This window comes from Ancylobacter polymorphus, from assembly GCF_030813495.1.
GTDB lineage: Bacteria > Pseudomonadota > Alphaproteobacteria > Rhizobiales > Xanthobacteraceae > Ancylobacter > Ancylobacter polymorphus.
In genome coordinates, this window is the sequence record NZ_JAUSUI010000005.1 from 25,088 (window position 1) to 38,197 (window position 13,110).

General features: G+C 68.8%; 12 protein-coding genes. 3 read left to right on the forward strand and 9 right to left on the reverse strand.

The genetic code is table 11. The features are described from left to right. Nucleotides 1–2: 2 nt before the first annotated feature. The 4 genes from J2S75_RS12035 to J2S75_RS12050 all read right to left on the reverse strand — a co-directional run bounded on the left by J2S75_RS12035 (nucleotide 3) and on the right by J2S75_RS12050 (nucleotide 4,244). A complete protein-coding gene (locus J2S75_RS12035) occupies nucleotides 3–953 on the reverse strand; it encodes a substrate-binding domain-containing protein (protein ID WP_307020105.1) in 951 nt (316 codons plus the stop codon). A 79-nt stretch (nucleotides 954–1,032) separates the two neighbouring features. Continuing rightward, nucleotides 1,033–2,025: an ABC transporter permease gene (locus J2S75_RS12040; protein WP_307020106.1), complete on the reverse strand. Its 993-nt coding sequence runs from the start codon at nucleotides 2,023–2,025 to the stop codon at nucleotides 1,033–1,035. Beyond that, nucleotides 2,026–3,597 carry a sugar ABC transporter ATP-binding protein gene (locus J2S75_RS12045; protein WP_307020107.1) on the reverse strand — a complete coding sequence of 524 codons (1,572 nt, stop codon included), beginning with the start codon at nucleotides 3,595–3,597 and terminating at the stop codon, nucleotides 2,026–2,028. After that, nucleotides 3,594–4,244 carry a GntR family transcriptional regulator gene (locus J2S75_RS12050; protein WP_307020558.1) on the reverse strand — a complete coding sequence of 217 codons (651 nt, stop codon included), beginning with the start codon at nucleotides 4,242–4,244 and terminating at the stop codon, nucleotides 3,594–3,596. Before J2S75_RS12050 ends, J2S75_RS12045 begins: the two co-directional genes overlap by 4 nt. A 195-nt stretch (nucleotides 4,245–4,439) precedes the next feature. On the opposite strand from J2S75_RS12050, the gene J2S75_RS12055 reads away from it, so the two are divergent. The 3 genes from J2S75_RS12055 to J2S75_RS12065 are packed head-to-tail and all read left to right on the forward strand — an operon-like array spanning nucleotide 4,440 to nucleotide 8,007. Then, nucleotides 4,440–5,690: an iron-containing alcohol dehydrogenase gene (locus tag J2S75_RS12055; RefSeq protein ID WP_307020108.1), complete on the forward strand. Its 1,251-nt coding sequence runs from the start codon at nucleotides 4,440–4,442 to the stop codon at nucleotides 5,688–5,690. Continuing rightward, a complete protein-coding gene (locus J2S75_RS12060; protein WP_307020110.1) occupies nucleotides 5,687–7,165 on the forward strand; it encodes an NAD-dependent succinate-semialdehyde dehydrogenase in 1,479 nt (492 codons plus the stop codon). The genes J2S75_RS12055 and J2S75_RS12060 overlap by 4 nt, the downstream gene beginning before the upstream one ends. A 14-nt stretch (nucleotides 7,166–7,179) precedes the next feature. Then, the gene (locus J2S75_RS12065; protein ID WP_307020111.1) at nucleotides 7,180–8,007 is read left to right on the forward strand and encodes an alpha/beta hydrolase; all 828 of its coding nucleotides are present in this window, start codon (nucleotides 7,180–7,182) and stop codon (nucleotides 8,005–8,007) included. A 226-nt stretch (nucleotides 8,008–8,233) separates the two neighbouring features. On the opposite strand, the gene J2S75_RS12070 is transcribed toward J2S75_RS12065, so the two are convergent. The 5 genes from J2S75_RS12070 to J2S75_RS12090 form a co-directional block, all read right to left on the reverse strand. Then, entirely contained in the window at nucleotides 8,234–8,449 is a 216-nt protein-coding gene (locus tag J2S75_RS12070; RefSeq protein ID WP_013165949.1) for a cold-shock protein, read from the reverse strand. Nucleotides 8,450–8,722: 273 nt separating this feature from the next. Continuing rightward, nucleotides 8,723–8,935, reverse strand: a complete 213-nt coding sequence (locus J2S75_RS12075; protein WP_244377193.1) for a cold-shock protein — start codon at nucleotides 8,933–8,935, stop codon at nucleotides 8,723–8,725. A 266-nt stretch (nucleotides 8,936–9,201) separates the two neighbouring features. Beyond that, entirely contained in the window at nucleotides 9,202–10,083 is an 882-nt protein-coding gene (locus tag J2S75_RS12080; RefSeq protein ID WP_307020112.1) for a PhzF family phenazine biosynthesis protein, read from the reverse strand. A 201-nt stretch (nucleotides 10,084–10,284) separates the two neighbouring features. Beyond that, nucleotides 10,285–10,605 (reverse strand): YMGG-like glycine zipper-containing protein, encoded by a 321-nt coding sequence (locus tag J2S75_RS12085; RefSeq protein WP_307020113.1) that lies wholly within the window; start codon nucleotides 10,603–10,605, stop codon nucleotides 10,285–10,287. A 170-nt stretch (nucleotides 10,606–10,775) separates the two neighbouring features. Continuing rightward, the gene (locus tag J2S75_RS12090; RefSeq protein WP_307020114.1) at nucleotides 10,776–13,055 is read right to left on the reverse strand and encodes an NADP-dependent malic enzyme; all 2,280 of its coding nucleotides are present in this window, start codon (nucleotides 13,053–13,055) and stop codon (nucleotides 10,776–10,778) included. Nucleotides 13,056–13,110 lie beyond the last annotated feature (55 nt).

Here is a 13,110-nt window from a genome sequence, read left to right on the forward strand (position 1 = left end):
CCTCAGAAAGGCGAGTCCGGGAAATAATACTCGTCCGCGTTCTCCTTGGTGATCAGCGGCGCGTCGAGCTTGAGCGAACCGCGCACCGGGGCGTGGCCGGCGAAATGCGCAGCGGTCAGGTAGATCGCGGTCTTGATCATGGACGGCGGATAGGGCGTCTCCACCGGCGTCACCGCATCGCCCGCCTTCACCTTCTCGATGATTTCCTTCATGCCGTTGCCGCCGAGCGCGAACTTGATCTCCTTGCGGCCGGACTGCTTGATCGCTTCCAGAACGCCGAGCAGCATGTCGTCGTCATTGGCCCACACCGCGTCGATCTGCGGGTATTTGGCGAGGTAGTCCTGCATCAGCTTGAAAGCCTCGTCGCTGTTCCAGTTGGCGTACTGGATGTCGAGGATCTTCAGCTGCGTGCCGGCGATGCCGTCCTGGAAGCCCTTGATGCGCTCGTCATCGATCACGGTGGGGATGCCGCGCAGCACGACGAGATTGCCCTTGCCGCCCATCTTCTCCACGAGGAACTTCGCGGTGTTGTAGCCGACCGCGATGTTGTCGCCGGCGACGTAGAGATCCTGAATCTTGGGATCGTTCAGCCCGCGATCCACCACGGTGATGAAGCTGCCCTTGTCCTTGATCGCCTTCACCGGCGTGGTCAGTTCCTCCGAGGTGTGCGGCAGGATGACCAGCGCGTCGAGCTTGCGCGTCGCCGACAGGTCCTCGATGGCGCTCACCTGCGCGCTGGCCGAGGGCGAGGTCTTCACGATCACCTCGATGCCGGGAAACGCCTTGTTGATTTCCTTGGCGGCGGCATTGGCGTGGTAGACGACGCCCGCGGTCCAGCCATGGTCGGCGGCGGGAATGGAGACGGCGATGGTCTTCTTCTCGGCGGCAAGAGCCGGCCCGGCGGACAGCAGCGCCGTCGTCACGCCGGCGGCGATCAGGGCATTCTTGAGCATTGTTTCCTCCATGGTGCGGCAGTCTTGATTGATCGCGGCCCGTCGCGGCTGCCTCGCGCGGGGCGGTTTTCCGGGTCCGCTACCTCTTCGACATGCGCTGGATCAGCATGGCGATGATGATGATCACCCCCTGCACGGCGGCGACGAGGTACTCGGAGACGAAGTCGGACAGGACCATCAGATTGGCGATGAATTCGAGGATCACCGCCCCCGCCACCGTGCCCCACACCCGCCCGCGCCCGCCGCGCAGCGCGGTGCCGCCGATGACCACGGCGGTGATGACCTGCAATTCCCATAGCACGCCGGTGGTCGGCGTCGCCGCGCCGAGGCGCGGCACGTAGCAGATGGCGGCGATGGCGACGCAGGCGCCCTGAATGACGAAGGCCAGGGTGCGCACCCGCGCCACCGAGATGCCGGAATAGCGCGCCACGTCCTCATTCGCCCCGACGGCGACGCAGCGCCGGCCGTAGCGGGTGCGGTAGAGCACATAGGCGGCGATGAGCGCGACCGCGAGCGAGACCAGGATCGGGATCGGCACGCCGAGCACATCGCCGAAATAGACCGGCCGGTAGGCCTCGCGCAGGCTGCGATCGATCGCCACCGTGCCGCCGTCGGTCATATAGGTGATGAGCGCGCGGAAGATGCCCATCGTGCCAAGCGTGGCAATGAAGGGCTCGATGCGGCCGAGGGTGACGATGGTGCCGTTGAGCAGGCCGCAGGCCAGCCCCGTCACGAGCGCCACCGCCATGCCGAGCGGGATCGCCGCCGTGCCGACGCTCGGTGCCGCCCAGTTCATGAACAGGATCGTCACCCCGGTGATGAAGGCCGCCATCGAGCCGACGGAAAGGTCGAGCCCGCCCGAGGCGATGACGAAAGTGGCGCCGATGGCGATGATGGCGATGAAGGCGCTGCGGGTGACGACATTGGCGATGTTGTTGGCCGACAGGAAGTCGGGATTGATGAGGAATCCGATCAGCACCAGCGCGGCCAGCGCCAGGAAGGGGCCCGCATCGCCCCAGCCGATCGACCAGCCATGTGAGGCGCGCGGGGGCGCGGCGGCCAGGTCAGCCATCTATGGTCCTCCCAGGGATTGTTCATTGGCCGCGCTGCTGGTGGCGCAGAGCGCGACATTGCTTTCGGTCATGGCCGCGCCGGCCAGTTCGCCATTGATCCGGCCGGCGCGCATAACGAGGATGCGGTCGCACAGGCCGATCAGCTCCTGCATTTCCGAGGAGATGACGATGCAGGAGCGCCCTTCCCGCACCAGCGACTGGATGAAGGCGTAGATCTGGCTCTTATTGGCGATGTCGATGCCGCGCGTCGGCTCGTCGATAATCAGCACCGTCGGCTCGTTGAGCATCACCTTGGCGAGCAGGAGCTTCTGCTGGTTGCCGCCGGAGAGCTGGCCGGCCTTCGCCTCGCGGCTGCGCAGGCGGATGTCGTAGCCGGCCACTGCGCGGTCGAGCAGCCGGGCCTCGCCGGCAAGGTCGAGCCCGCCGGCCGGATGCACCCGGTCGAGCGCGGCGAGGGTGAGGTTCGGCGCCAGCTTCTCGTCCAGCAGCAGGCCCTTGCCCTTGCGGTCCTCGGTGAGGTAGCCGACGCCCCGTGCCGCCGCCTGCGCCGGTGAATGGAAGTGCACCGGCTCGCCATGCAGCCTCACCGCACCGAAGGTCGCGGGCCTCAGGCCGAGCAGCCCCTCGAACAGTTCGGTGCGCCCGGCGCCGATCATGCCGGCAAGGCCGAGGATTTCCCCCTCGCGCAGGCTCAGCGACACATCGCGTACGAAACCGGGAACATGCGCGTTCTCGATCTCCAGCGCCGGGGCGGCATCCGCGCCGGCAAGCCGCGCCGGGTCCTGCCGCGCGGGGTAGAGACTGGCGAATTCGCGCCCGACCATCAGGCTCGCCATGCGCTGCGGCGTCAGGCCCTTTGCGTCATAAGTGCCGACCATGCGCCCGTCACGCAGCACCGTCACCCGGTCGGCCAGCCGCTCCACCTCGTCCAGCCGGTGGCTGATATAGAGAATGGCGACGCCGCGCGCCCGAAGCTCGGCAATGATGTCGAGCAGCGGATCGACCTCGTCATGGGTCAGCACGGCGGTCGGCTCGTCGAAGATGACGACGCGCTGCGTGCCGAGCAGCGCCTTGGCGATCTGCACCAATTGCCGGTTGGCGAGCGAGATGTCGCGCACCAGCGCGGTCGGCGACACCTTGCAGCCGATCTCGGCCAGCTGCGCCGCCGCCGCCGCACGCATGGCGCGCTCGTCCAACCGGCCGAAGCGGGCGATCTCGCGGCCGATGAAGATGTTCTCGGTGACGGTGAGCGCGTCGGCGAGCAGAATTTCCTGATGTACCAGCGCGATGCCGGCGGCCTGCGCCTCCTTCGGCGCGTGGAAGGCGACCGGCGCGCCATCGAGGAACAGCGTCCCCTCGCTGGGCTTGAGATAGCCGGAGAGCAGCCGCATCAGCGTCGACTTGCCGGCGCCATTCTCGCCGATGACGGCATGGATCTCGCCGGCGCGCAGGTCGAGCGACACGTCGGAAAGCACCCTCACCCCGCTGAATTCCTTGGCGAGGTGTTCGGCGCGCAGCACCGGCGCCGCCGCCGTCTCGGCCGGAGCGCGGGTGAGCGGCGCCGCGGTCATAGGTCGAACGCCGGCAGCAGCCGGTCGCGCGAGCGCTCGACATGCAGGCGCATCGCCTGCCGCGCGGCCTCGGGATCGCGCGCGGCGAAGGCCGCGAGGATCGCCGCGTGCTCGTCCAGCGCCTCCTCGGTGACGCGGGCGTGGAACATCAGGCGGAAGATGTGGAAGTGGGTGTGCTGGTGGGCCAGCGTCTCGCGGATCAGTGCATTGCCGGCGACCTCCAGAATGCGGTCGTGGAACAGCGCGTCCTGCCGGGCGAATTGCGAATAGCGCGCCCGGTCGTCGGCGCCGCCCTCGCGCGACATCACCCCGGCGGCCTCCGTCAGTTCCGCCAGCGCCTCCTCGGTCATGACCGCCGCCGCGCGGCTGGCGGCGTCCGGCTCCAGCAACAGGCGCAGTTCGTACAGCTCGTTGAAGCGGGTGCGGGTGATCTGCGGCGCGGCGCTATAGCCGACGAGGTGGGTTTTCACCACCAGCCCCTCGCCTTCCAGCCGGCCGAGCGCCTCGCGGATCGGCGTCTGCGACACGGCGAGCTCGCGCACCAGATTATCGACCGTGATGCGCGAGCCCGGCGGGATCTTCAGCGCCATCAGCCGGGCGAGGATGGCCTCATAGACCTCCTCGGCGAGGCCGGCATTGCGCTGGATGGCCTGCGAACCGTCACGCGGTCCGGTGGCGAGAGCGGAAGTGGCGAGAGCTTTCGGACTGCGCACGGTTTTGCCCCTTGACAATGATCGACAGCTAGCATGATCCTCTGCCGCATTCAATACGATATCCTATACGATTTCGTGTAGGACTCTCCGGCAGGTTGATTTACTCAGCCTTTTCAGATGGATGCAGTCGTGACCTCCTTCGCCGCCCTTCGGCTTCCCAGCGAAATCCTGTTCGGCAAGGGTCAGCGCCACGCTCTGCCCGCCGTCGCCCGCCGCCTCGGCACGCGGGCGCTGATCTGTACCGATGAACGCCTGTCCGCCGCGGCCGACTTCGCGCAGATGATCGCCGGGCTGGAACAGGCCGGGCTGACGGTGCGGATCGATGACCGCGTATTGCCGGACGTGCCGCGCGACAGCGCGGCGGAGTGCGCCGAGGCGGCCCGCGCTTTCGCCCCCGATCTGGTAATCGGCATTGGCGGCGGCAGCTGCCTCGACATGGCCAAATGCGCCGCGCTTCTCCTCAGCCATGGCGGGCGGCTGCCGGACTATTACGGAGAGTTCAAGGTCCCCGGCCCGGTGCTGCCGATCATCGCCGTGCCGACCACGGCCGGCACCGGCTCGGAGGCAACCCCGGTAGCGGTGATCTCCGACCCCGACCGCACGCTGAAGGTCGGCATTTCCAGCCCGCACCTCCTGCCCCGCGTGGCGATCTGCGATCCCGACCTCACCCTCACCTGCCCGCCCGCCCTCACCGCCATTGCCGGGGCGGATGCACTGACCCACGCCATCGAGGCGTTCACCGCCGGGCGCCGGGCGCCGTCGCCGGAACTCGCGCAGCGCCATGTCTTCATCGGCAAGAGCGCGCTGACCGATCATTTCGCCCTGCTCGCCATCCGGCTTCTCGGCCGCAGCCTGGAACGGGCCTGCCACGATGGGTCGGATGAGGAGGCGCGGGCCGATGTGATGCTGGCCGCGCTCGCCGCCGGCTGCGCCTTCGGCACGGCTGGCACCGCCGCCGCCCACGCCATCCAGTACCCGGTCGGCGCCCTCACCCACACCGCTCACGGGCTCGGCGTCGCCACCCTCCTGCCCTATGTGATGCGCTTCAACCGCGACGCCGCCGAGGACGAACTGGCCGAGATCGCCCTCGTGCTGGGCCTCTCCGCCGAGGGGCGCTCGCGCGCCGCGCTGGCGCAGGCGGCCATCGACGAGGTGGCGCGCCTCCTCGCCGCCATCGGCATCAGCCCGAATCTCGCCACGCTCGGCCTCAGCCGTGACCGGCTCGCCTGGACCGGCGAGCAGGCGCTCGCCATCGAGCGGCTGATCCGCAACAATCCCCGCCCCATCGCCGCCGCCGAGATGGCCCGCCTGCTGGAGGCCGCCTATGCCGGCGACCTCGCGGCGGCGGCCGTCGCCCTCGAACAGGAAGCCCAGCCATGAACATCGCCACCGCCCCCCTCGCCGCCCCTCACATCGCGCCGGCGGACGGCGCGCGCGGGCTCTATATTGGCGGGCAGTGGAGCTGGCCGGAGGCGGGCGCGCGCATCCCGGTGGTCGATCCCTCGAACGGTGCGGTGCTCGCCGAGGTGCCGGATGCCGGGGTGCGTGAGGCGATGGCGGCGGTCGACGCCGCCGCGGCCGCCGCCCCCGGCTGGCGGGCGACCCCGCCGCGCCGCCGTTCGGAAATTCTGCGCCGCTGCTTCGAGCTGATGACCGCGCGCGCCGACGACCTCGCCCGGCTCATCTCGCTGGAGAACGGCAAGGCGCTGCGCGATGCGCGCGGTGAGGTCGCCTATGCCGCCGAATTCTTCCGCTGGAATGCCGAGGAAGCCGTACGCATCAGTGGCGATTTCGCGCTCTCGCCCGCCGGCGGCAACCACATCATCGTCGATTATGAGCCGATCGGCATATGCGTGCTCATCACCCCGTGGAACTTCCCGGCCGCCATGGCGACGCGCAAGATCGCGCCGGCGATGGCGGCGGGGTGCACCGTGGTGCTGAAGCCGGCGAGCGAGACCCCGCTCACCGCCTACGCCCTTGCCGCGCTCTATGAAGAGGCGGGCGTCCCGCCCGGCGTGGTCAATGTGCTCACCACCTCCACGCCCGGCCCGGTCACCGCCGCGATGCTGGCCGACCCGCGTGTGCGCAAGCTCTCCTTCACCGGCTCCACCCCGGTCGGCCGCGCGCTGCTGGCCGAAGCGGCGAAGAACGTCATCAGCTGCTCGATGGAGCTGGGCGGCAACGCCCCGCTCCTCGTGTTCGACGATGCCGATCTCGATGTGGCGCTGGAAGGCGCGATGCTGGCCAAGATGCGCAATGCCGGCGAGGCCTGCACCGCCGCCAATCGCATCTATGTGCAGGCCGGGCTTTATGACCGCTTCGCCGAAGAACTCACCCGCCGCATGTCCGCGCTCCATGTCGGCCCGGGCCCGGAGGCCGGCACCGAATGCGGGCCGATGATCACCGCCAAGGCGGTGGACAAGATCGAGCGGCTGGTGGAAGACGCGCTCGCCCGCGGGGCGCGGCTTCTGTGCGGCGGCGTGCGGCCGCAGAGGCCGGGGCATTTCTACCCGCCGACCGTTCTCGCCGATGTACCCGCCGACGCGGCCATGGGGTGTGAGGAGATCTTCGGCCCCGTCGCCGCGCTCAGCCGCTTCGCGACCGAGGACGAGGCGGTGGCGCTGGCCAATGCGACGGAATACGGCCTCGCCGCCTATGTCTTCACCCGCGACCTCGCGCGCGGCCTGCGCGTGTCGCGGCGGATCGAAACCGGCATGGTCGGCCTCAATCGCGGCCTCGTCTCCGATCCTGCCGCGCCCTTCGGCGGCACCAAGCAGTCCGGCCTCGGCCGCGAGGGCGGGCATCACGGCGTGATGGAATTCCTGGAGGCGAAATACATCGCCACCGGGCTGTGAACCCGGCCTCGCCTGTGGCAACCCCGCCCGATCCGTTCCGCACCCGCGACCATGTGCCGGATTTCGACCGGCACGTGGCCGACTATGCCGCCCGCAGCGCCGCCACCCGCGCCCGCCTGCCGATGCGCACCGGCATCGCCTATGGGCCGACGCCAGCGGAACGGCTCGACCTGTTCTTCCCGCCCCCACGCGCCGCGACGGGGGCGGTGCACATCTTCATCCATGGCGGCTATTGGCGGATGTTCGCCAAGGAGGATTTTTCCTTCGTCGCGGAAACGGTCACGCAGGCGGGTGCGATCGCCGTCATCGTCGATTATGCGCTGATGCCGGCGGTGCGGATGGAGACCCTCATTGCCCAGTTGCGGCGCGCATGCGGCTGGGTGCGCGGCCATATCGGCGAGTTTGGCGGCGATCCCGCGCACCTCACCCTGTCCGGTCATTCGGCTGGCGCGCATCTCGGCGCGCTGGTGCTGGCCGATCCCGCCCTCGCGGGCGCGATCAACGGCGCCCTGCTGCTCAGCGGACTGTACGATCTCGCGCCGCTGCAAGGCTCCTTCCTCAAGGAGCTGATCGCCCTCACCGATGAAGAGGTCGCGCATTACAGCCCGCTGCGCCACGCCTATGGCCCGAGCGGGCGCGTGTCGCTGCTGGTCGGCGCGCGCGAGACGGCGCCGTTCCACGCGCAGTCCGCCGCCTTCGCCCGGCATCTCGCACAGGCCGGCGTCGATGTGGAGACCGCCACCGTCGCGCAAGCGGACCATATGAGCCTGGTCGCCGATTTGGGCACCGGCGGCACGCAAGCCGCGCTTCGGCTCGCCCGCCTGCTCGCCGCCGCGCCGTGAGAATCAGGCCCGGGCGCCAGGCGCTGCCGACGTGAGGCGTGACGCAGTGGAGCCGAACGCCCGCCGCTTCGGTCCGGGCTGAAGTTCCATTACTCATGGCTCAGGGCCCGCCACCTTTCGGCCGGGCGGGCGCCGCAAAAGGAAAGAGCCGCCGGCCCGGCGGGGCCGACGGCTCTCCCTTGTTTACGCAGAAGCCGGCGGCAACCGCCGGCCCCGGAGGGCTGGCTCAGCCGACGCGCAGGTTGACCGCGGAGGTCTTGCCCGAACGCTGATCGGTCTGCAGCTCGAAGGAGACCTTCTCGCCGTCACGCAGGCCCTGGAGGCCCGAACGCTGAACCGCGCTGATGTGGACGAAAACGTCCTTGCCAGCGCCATCGGGCTGAATGAAGCCGTAGCCCTTCTGATCGTTGAACCACTTCACGGTGCCGGTCTGGGTAGACATTAGGATAGTCTCACGTATCGAGGTTGCACATCCGGCGTGGCCGGGGCCAAGCCGCTGGGTCGAATTTGGAAGAAAAGCTGAACGTGCACCCGCAGGTGAAACGGCCCAGAGTCCAGCCAAAGTCTGCGCGAGAGACTACCGCGAATGGCTGTGTTTGCAAGAGGCGCGCGTGGCAGAAGCAAGGCTTCCGCAGCGAAATGTCGCCGCCCCGAAAAGCGACGACATTCACTCGATTTTCATCGCATAAGACCGACCGAGATCGGCCCTGCCGGCTCAGGCCGGACGCAGATTGACCGCCGAGGTCTTGCCCGAGCGCTGGTCGGTCTGCAACTCGAAGGACACCTTCTCCCCGTCGCGCAGGCCCTGCAGGCCGGAGCGCTGCACCGCGCTGATGTGGACGAACACGTCCTTGCCGCCATTATCGGGCTGAATGAAGCCGTAGCCCTTCTGCTCGTTGAACCACTTAACCGTGCCGGTATCCGCCATCAGAGACAACCTTCGAGACCAGTGAGACACCGGCGAATCCTCACCGGGACCCGCCGAACCGCGCCGACCCCCGCCGCCCGGCGGCGCCTTGCGGCAACCGGCGGACGGCGAATTCGGGCTGAGGGTAGCTTGGGCAAAAATATGTCATTTCCACGGCAATTGCCGCCATATTCGAGCCATAAAGCAACCAGAAGGCGAGAAAGTTCCATGACGTCAGCCCCGTACCGCCGGGCGCTCGGCCAGCGATGCCGGAACGGCCCGCTCCGTCAGACCGAGAGTTCGCCCGACATGACCGGCACGCAGGCGCCACCGATCACCACGGCATCCGGCGTCACCTCGATGGCGATCCGGCTCGGGCGGCCCATGTCGACGCCCTGCGCGACCTCGAAACCTCGCGGTGCCCCGCCTTCGAGCGAGGCGAGCCAGGCGCACGCCGCCGCCGTCGCGCTGCCGGTCGCGGGATCTTCCGGCAGATTGTCGAAGGGGGCGAACATGCGGGCGGTGACGTCGACGGCCCCGTCAGCCGCGCCGAGCTCGCGGCAATAGAGATAGATGGCATCCGCCCCGTCGCAGGGCAGGAGCGCGGCGAAGGCGGGCAGATTCGCCTTGGCGCGCGACAGGGCCGCGCGGCTGGCGATCTCGACCACGACGAAGGCGAGGCCGACCGAGGCGACGCGCGGCAGGTGCCGGTCGCAGCGGATATCCGCCGCACTCAGGGACAGGCAGTCGGCGATGGCGTCCGCCGGCAAGATCCGGCCGAGGCGCAGCGGCTGCGGGGCGGTCAACCGTATCTGCGCGACGCGGCCGCCGTCGCGCCGGATGCGCCCCCGCACCAGACCGGCGGCTTCCTCGAAGATGAACGTCTCGGACATGGCGGCGACGCCGGCGCTCGCCAGAACGAACGCCGTGCCGACATTGGGATGCCCGGCAAACGGCACTTCCACCGTGGGGGTGAAGATCCGCACACGGGCGGTATGGGCCGGATCGGACGGGCGGAGCACGAAGCTGCTCTCGGAATAATTGAACTCCCGGGCGATCGCCTGCATCTGCCCGGTTGTCAGGTCATCCGCATCCAGCACGACCGCGAGCGGATTGCCGCCAAAGCGGGTCCGGGTGAACACGTCGACCGTGTGAAAGCGCAACCGCACAAGTTTCTCCCGCCGCGCCGACGCGGCCGCCATGCTCATCAGGATCGCAGGGCTGGTGCCCCGCCCGCGCCCGATGCCAAGGGGCGGGAGGGTCCCCGCCATCAGTGAAACCGACCGGCTGCCGCGACAGGAAACGGCTGCGGCCGCTGTGTGGCGTGCCGTTTCCGATCGAACCGGTACTTCCGCCGGATCGCAGGGCGCTCAGTAGCAGTAATTCTTGCTGACCTTCACCACCTGCCCATTGGGGTAGTGGTACAGGCACTTGCCGTTCGACCAGTAGTAGTAGGACTTCTTCTTGTTCTTGTCGCTCTGGTTGCCGATGATCGCGCCGGTCGCGCCGCCGATCACCGCGCCGGCCACGGCGCCGCCGGCCTTGCCGGTGGCCGCGCCGCCGATGATGGCGCCGGCCGCGCCGCCGATCAGCGCCCCGGCGGCGGTGTCATTGGCCCGCGCCATGCCGGGGGCGAAGGCGAGAAGACCGCCGGCCAGCGCCGCGACCGCACAGGAAAATCCAAGGCGCATGATGAAACCCTCCACTGGCGCGGGCGCGCCTGCCGGGCCCCGCTGAGATCGGGACCGGCGATTCGCGGCAGTGCCCTGCCCGACCGGTCCCCGGGGTAAAGGTACCATGAAGCCGCAGCGGAACGAAGCGCGCCGCGCGGCGCGCCCCGTCGCATTCGCCTCCCGCCGGCTCAGCCGTGCTGCGCCTCGACCACGGCGATGGCGGTCATGTTGACGATGCCGCGCGCGGTGACCGAGGGGGTGAGGATGTGGGCGGGCTTGGCCGGGCCGAGCAGGATCGGGCCGACGGGCAGCGCGTCGCCGAACACCTTCACCATCTGGTAGCCGATATTGGCGGCGTCGAGATTGGGCATGACGAGGATGTTGGCCACGCCCTGCAGCCGCGAGCCCGGCAGCACGCGCTCGCGCATTTCCGGCACCAGCGCGCTGTCGCCTTCCATCTCGCCCTCGACCATCAGATCGGGGGCCCGCTGCAGCACGAGGTCGAGCGTGCGGCGCATCTTCTTGGCGCTCTCATCGTCGCGGCTGCCGAAATCCGAGTGCGAGAGCAGCGCCACCTTCGGCTCGATGCCGAAGCGCCGCACATGGGCGGCGGCGAGCTGCGCCATCTCGGCGAGGTCCTCGGCCGTCGGATCGGTCTGCACCTGGGTATCGCACAGGAAGAACGCGCCCTTCTGCGTCAGCAGCATGGACAGCGCCGCCACGTCCCGCACACCCGGCGCCAGCCCGATAATGGTGCGGATATGGCGCAGATGGCGGATGAACCGGCCTTCCACCCCGCACAGCATGGTGTCGGCATCGCCGCGGACCACCGCCAGCGCGGCGATCACGGTGGGCGTGGTGCGCACCAGCGTGCGCGCGAGTTCGGGCGTCACCCCGCGCCGGCCGGCCAGCTCGACATAGGTGGTGACATAGTCGCGGTAGCGCGGATCGTCCTCGGGGTTGATGAGGTCGAATTCGCGGCCCGGGCGGATCGACAGGCCGAAGCGCTGCAGCCGGGTTTCCACGACAGAGGGGCGGCCGATCAGGATCGGGCGGGCGATGCCTTCTTCCACCACCACCTGCGCTGCGCGCAGAATGCGCTCATCCTCGCCCTCGGCATAGATCACCCGCTTCGGCGCCTGTTTGGCGAGGGCGAAGATCGGCTTCATCACCAGGCCGGAGCGGAACACGAAGCGGTCGAGCTGTTCCTGATAGGCGTCGAAATCGGCGATCGGCCGCTTGGCGACGCCGCTCTCCATCGCCGCCCGCGCCACTGCCGGGGCGATGCGCAGGATGAGGCGCGGGTCGAAGGGCGAGGGAATGAGCGAGGCCGGACCGAACACCGGTGTCTCGCCGCCATAGGCGCGGGCGACCACGTCGGAGGGCGTCTCGCGCGCCAGCTCGGCGATGGCGTTGACCGCCGCCACCTTCATCTCCTCATTGATCGTCGTCGCCCCCGCATCGAGCGCGCCGCGGAAGATGAAGGGGAAGCACAGGACATTGTTGACCTGGTTGGGGAAGTCCGAACGGCCGGTGCAGATCATCGCGTCGGGGCGCGCGTCGCGGGCGAGATCGGGCATGATCTCCGGCGTCGGGTTGGCCAGCGCCATGATCAGCGGGCGGTCGGCCATGGTCTTCAGCATTTCCGGCTTGAGCACGCCGCCGGCGGAAAGGCCGATGAAGATGTCGGCGCCCTCGATCACCTCGGCCAGCGTGCGCTTGTCGGTCTTCTGCGCGAACACCCCCTTATAGGGGTCCATCAGCTTTTCGCGGCCTTCATAGACCACGCCCTCGATGTCGGTGACCCAGATGTTCTCGCGCCGGGCGCCCATGGAGCGCAGCAGGTTCAGCGTGGCGATGGCAGCGGCGCCGGCGCCCGAGGTGACGATCTTCACATCTTCCAGCTTCTTGCCGCCGATGTGCAGCGCATTGACGATGGCCGCCACCACGATGATGGCGGTGCCGTGCTGGTCGTCATGGAAGACCGGGATCGCCATCTTCTCGCGCAGGCGCGTCTCGATCTCGAAGCATTCCGGCGCCTTGATGTCCTCAAGGTTGATGCCGCCGAAGGTCGGTTCCAGCGCCGCCACCACGCTCACCACATGGTCGGGTTCGAGCGCGTTGATCTCGATATCGAACACGTCGATGCCGGCGAATTTCTTGAACAGGACCGCCTTGCCTTCCATGACCGGCTTGGAGGCTTCCGGGCCGATATTGCCGAGGCCGAGCACGGCGGTACCGTTGGAGACCACGGCGACGAGGTTCTGCCGGGCGGTCAGCTCCGCCACCAGCTCCCGGTCGGCGGCAATCGCCTCGCACACGGCGGCGACGCCGGGCGTATAGGCCAAAGCGAGGTCGCGCTGGTTCGCCAGCGGCTTGGTGGCCTGGATTTCAAGCTTACCGGGTCGCGGATTGCGGTGATAGAACAGCGCGCCAGAGCGCAGATCGTCGGAGATGTAAGAGGCCATCGTTTTTCCTTCCCCGGAGCGTGGCGGGGGAGCATAGGCATTCTGTTCCGCCGCA

Bases quoted from the DNA above. Each gene is read 5' to 3' on its own strand.
- J2S75_RS12035 (WP_307020105.1), bottom strand. From the start codon at position 953: ATGCTCAAGAATGCCCTGATCGCCGCCGGCGTGACGACGGCGCTGCTG.
- J2S75_RS12040 (WP_307020106.1), bottom strand. From the start codon at position 2,025: ATGGCTGACCTGGCCGCCGCGCCCCCGCGCGCCTCACATGGCTGGTCG.
- J2S75_RS12045 (WP_307020107.1), bottom strand. From the start codon at position 3,597: ATGACCGCGGCGCCGCTCACCCGCGCTCCGGCCGAGACGGCGGCGGCG.
- J2S75_RS12060 (WP_307020110.1), top strand. From the start codon at position 5,687: ATGAACATCGCCACCGCCCCCCTCGCCGCCCCTCACATCGCGCCGGCG.
- J2S75_RS12070 (WP_013165949.1), bottom strand. From the start codon at position 8,449: ATGTCTACCCAGACCGGCACCGTGAAGTGGTTCAACGATCAGAAGGGC.
- J2S75_RS12075 (WP_244377193.1), bottom strand. From the start codon at position 8,935: ATGGCGGATACCGGCACGGTTAAGTGGTTCAACGAGCAGAAGGGCTAC.
- J2S75_RS12085 (WP_307020113.1), bottom strand. From the start codon at position 10,605: ATGCGCCTTGGATTTTCCTGTGCGGTCGCGGCGCTGGCCGGCGGTCTT.
- J2S75_RS12090 (WP_307020114.1), bottom strand. From the start codon at position 13,055: ATGGCCTCTTACATCTCCGACGATCTGCGCTCTGGCGCGCTGTTCTAT.